Origin of the sequence: Saccharopolyspora sp. 6M (assembly GCF_020176775.1) — a bacterium.
Classification (GTDB): Bacteria; Actinomycetota; Actinomycetes; order Mycobacteriales; family Pseudonocardiaceae; genus Saccharopolyspora_C; species Saccharopolyspora_C gregorii.
The window spans coordinates 1-3334 of sequence record NZ_JAIUJZ010000255.1 but is presented as its reverse complement, the minus strand read 5'-3'; the positions used below and the strand labels follow the sequence as shown (position 1 = coordinate 3334).

3 protein-coding genes and 1 pseudogene are annotated in these 3334 nt (G+C 72.7%); 1 reads left to right on the top strand and 3 read right to left on the bottom strand.

Annotated features, from left to right (window positions below; translation table 11 throughout):
• Positions 1-112: 112 nt before the first annotated feature.
• The 3 genes from LCD31_RS26525 to LCD31_RS26515 all read right to left on the bottom strand — a co-directional run bounded on the left by LCD31_RS26525 (position 113) and on the right by LCD31_RS26515 (position 2979).
• Entirely contained in the window at positions 113-838 is a 726-nt protein-coding gene (locus tag LCD31_RS26525; protein WP_224962504.1) for a DUF4191 domain-containing protein, read from the bottom strand.
• Between the two features lie 123 nt (positions 839-961).
• The gene (gene lipA, locus LCD31_RS26520) at positions 962-1963 is read right to left on the bottom strand and encodes a lipoyl synthase (protein ID WP_224962502.1); all 1002 of its coding nucleotides are present in this window, start codon (positions 1961-1963) and stop codon (positions 962-964) included.
• Positions 1964-2043: 80 nt separating this feature from the next.
• On the bottom strand, positions 2044-2979 hold the full coding sequence (locus LCD31_RS26515) for an oxidoreductase (RefSeq protein ID WP_224962500.1): 936 nt from the start codon (positions 2977-2979) through the stop codon (positions 2044-2046).
• A gap of 83 nt (positions 2980-3062) precedes the next feature.
• On the opposite strand from LCD31_RS26515, the pseudogene LCD31_RS26510 reads away from it, so the two are divergent.
• Positions 3063-3334: pseudogene (locus LCD31_RS26510) on the top strand (hypothetical protein); the annotation flags it as partial.

The window sequence follows — 3334 nt, the reverse complement described above, 5'->3', positions numbered from 1 at the left end:
GCGGGGCGCGGGGGGGGGCGCGCCCCCCCCCCCCCCCCCCGGCCCCCGCCCCCCCCCCCCCCCCCCCCCCCCCCCCCCCCCCCCCCCCCCCCGCGTCGAAGTCGGTACGGGCTCAGCGGCGGCGCATGGCCCGCTGGACGTTGCGCATCTTGGCGCCCTGCGGCATCGGGCCCTTCGGCATCGCGTTGCCGCGGCTGGCCAGCGCGGACAGCCGGTTCTCCAGCGAGTCGACCTGGCCGGCGTTGATGTTGCGGGGCAGCTTCATCAGGTGCGTCTGCAGCTTGCTCAGCAGCACCTGGCCCTCCTCGCCGCCGACGAGGACCTCGTAGATCGGGGTTTCGCCGACGACCCGGGCCACCCGCTTCTTCTCCTGCGCCATCAGCGACTTCACCCGGTGCGGCGAGCCCTCGCCGACCAGCACGATGCCGGGGCGCCCGATCAGCCGGTGCACCGCGTCGAGCTGCGCGGTCCCGGCCACCGCCTGGGTGAGCCGCCAGTTGCCGCGCAGGTTCTCCAGCGCCCAACCCGCCGCACCCGGCTGGCCGTCGGCCTTGCGGTAGACGGTCGCCTGCACCCGGCGGCCGAACAGGATCACGGCGCCGAGCAGGCCCAGCGCGATGCCGACCGGCAGGAACGCCCAGTGCAGGTTCCAGATCATGCCGATGAAGAAGACCGCGACGGCCACGACCAGGAAGATGCCGATCATCAGCGGCAGCAGCAGCTTGTCCTCGCGGCGCTGCATCTGGAACGCCTGCCAGATCTGCCCGACGCGCCCGCGGAAGGCCGCGCGCCGTTCCTTCTTCGCCGCCTTCTTGGCTGCCTTGTCCTGGTTGGCCATGCCGTTCAGGATACGGCGGGGTTCCACGGCGCCCCCACCACGGTGGGCCTGGCCCGCGGAAACGCGCACCGCCCGCCGCGCGTGCTGCGCGACGGGCGGTGAAACACCTGTTCAGCGGGGTCGTCAGCGGGCGAGCAGGCTGCTGGCCTCCTGCGCGGCGGGCTGCGCCTTCGCGAGGTGCGCGAGGTTGTCCGGCAGCGGCATGCCCCGGTGCTGGGTGGCCTTGGCGTAGAGCCGGCCCGCGCGGTAGCTGGATCGGACCAGCGGACCCGCCATCACTCCGGGGAAGCCGATCTCCTCGGCGGCCTTCGTGTGCTCGACGAACTCCTCCGGCTTCACCCAGCGGTCCACCGGGTGGTGGCGCGGGCTGGGCCGCAGGTACTGGGTGATCGTGATGATGTCGCAACCCGCGTCGTGCAGGTCCTGCAGCGCGGGGCGCACCTCCTCGGGGCTCTCGCCCATGCCGAGGATGAGGTTGGACTTGGTGACGAGACCGGCCGCACGGGCTTCGCTGAGCACCTTCAGCGAGCGGTCGTAGCGGAACGCGGGGCGCATCCGCTTGAACACGCTGGGCACCGTCTCCAGGTTGTGCGCGAGGACCTCCGGCCGGGAGCCGAAGACCTCGGCGAGCTGGTCGGGCTCGGCGTTGAAGTCCGGGATGAGCAGCTCGACGCCGGTGCCCGGGTTCAGGTCGTGGATCTGGCGCACGGTCTCCGCGTACAGCCAGGCCCCGCCGTCGGGCAGGTCGTCCCGGGCGACGCCGGTCACCGTGGAGTAGCGCAGCCCCATGGCCTGCACCGACTCGGCGACCTTGCGCGGCTCGGTGGTGTCGAGCTCCGCGGGCTTGCCGGTGTCGATCTGGCAGAAGTCGCAGCGGCGGGTGCACTGATCACCGCCGATGAGGAAGGTGGCCTCCCGGTCCTCCCAGCATTCGAAGATGTTGGGGCAGCCCGCCTCCTCGCAGACGGTGTGCAGACCCTCCCGGCGGACCAGACCCTTGAGCTCCTGGTACTCGGGGCCCATCCGAGCGCGGGTCTTGATCCACGATGGCTTCTTCTCGATGGGCGTCTGGCTGTTGCGCACTTCAAGACGCAACAACTTCCGCCCCTCTGGCGCCGCAGTCACGCGTTCAGGCTACGCCCTCGGCCGGTTCATCCCGAAACCGCGACGGGCGCGACGTGGTGATCCGTACACCACACCCGGGTTCAGGCGGGGTCGGCGGTGACTCCGGTGAGCTCTTCGGTGAGTTTCCACAGCCGTCGCGCGGTGTCGGCGTCCCGGGCGGCGGTGCTGGTCTTGGCGCGGGCCGGGTAGCCGCGGATCTCGGCGAACCCGTTCGGCCCGTAGTAGCTGCCGCTGGTCGCGCCGGGCGCGGTGGCCGCGTAGAGCTGCGGCAGCGCGCCCTGCTCGGTGGACTGCGTGATGAGACCGTTGACCTTCCGGGCGATGCCGGTGACGCGGTCGGACAGGCTGCGAGCGCGCAGCGAGTTCAGCGCCAGTTCGGTGCTGCTCATCCCGGGGTGGGCGAGGACGCTGCGCAGCGGCAGCCCCGCCCGCCGGGCGCGGCGGTCGAGCTCGAAGCCGAACAGCAGGTTCGCCAGCTTCGACTGCGCGTAGGCGCGGCTGGGCGAGTAGCGGCGGCGGTGGAAGTTCAGGTCGTCGAGGTCCAGCGAGCCGCCGCGGTGCGCGATGCTGGAGAGCGTGACCACCCGCGGGTCGGGCCGGTCGCGCAGCGCGGGCATCAGCAGCCAGGTCAGCGCCGCGTGCCCGAGGTGGTTGGTGCCGATCTGCAGCTCGAAGCCGTCCTGGGTGGCGCCCAGCGGCGGGCCCATGATGCCCGCGTTGTTCAGCAGCACGTCGAGCCCGTCGCCGGTGCGTTCCCGCACCTGGTCGGCGGCCTTGCGCACCGAGGACAGGTCGGCGAGGTCGAGTTCGACGAGTTCCGGTTCGACCTCGGCGTCGGCGGCGACCCGCTGCTGCGCCTCCCGGCCGCGTTCGGGGTCGCGGCAGGCCATCAGCACCCGCGCGCCGCGCGTCGCCAGCACCTGCGAGCAGTGCAGTCCCAGCCCGGAGTTCGCGCCGGTGATGAGCACCGTGCGGCCGTGCTGGTCGGGAACGTCGGAGGTCGTCCACTGCGCCATGCCCCCACCCTTACCCGCGGGGCCGGGTGCGGAAAAGACCGAACGCGACACGATCCGATCACCGGCTGCGAGAATTCCCGCTCATGTCGATGAGCTGCTGGTCCGCCGCGATCCGCTGGTTCCCCTGGCGGCGCCGGGTGCGGGCGCACGCGGTGCTGGAGTCGTGGCCGCGGATGGTGGACGGCCCGGTGTCGCTGCTGGCGCGGCTGGGTTGGTCCCTGGTGGGAGTGCCGCTGCTGGTGCTGTGGGCGGTCGAGCTGCTGGCGGGGGTGCTGCTGGTGCCGTGCTCGCTGCTGGCCCGCGGCGCGGGGTGGTCGCCGTGGTGGGTGGAGCTGCGGGTGCGGGGGTGCCTGGG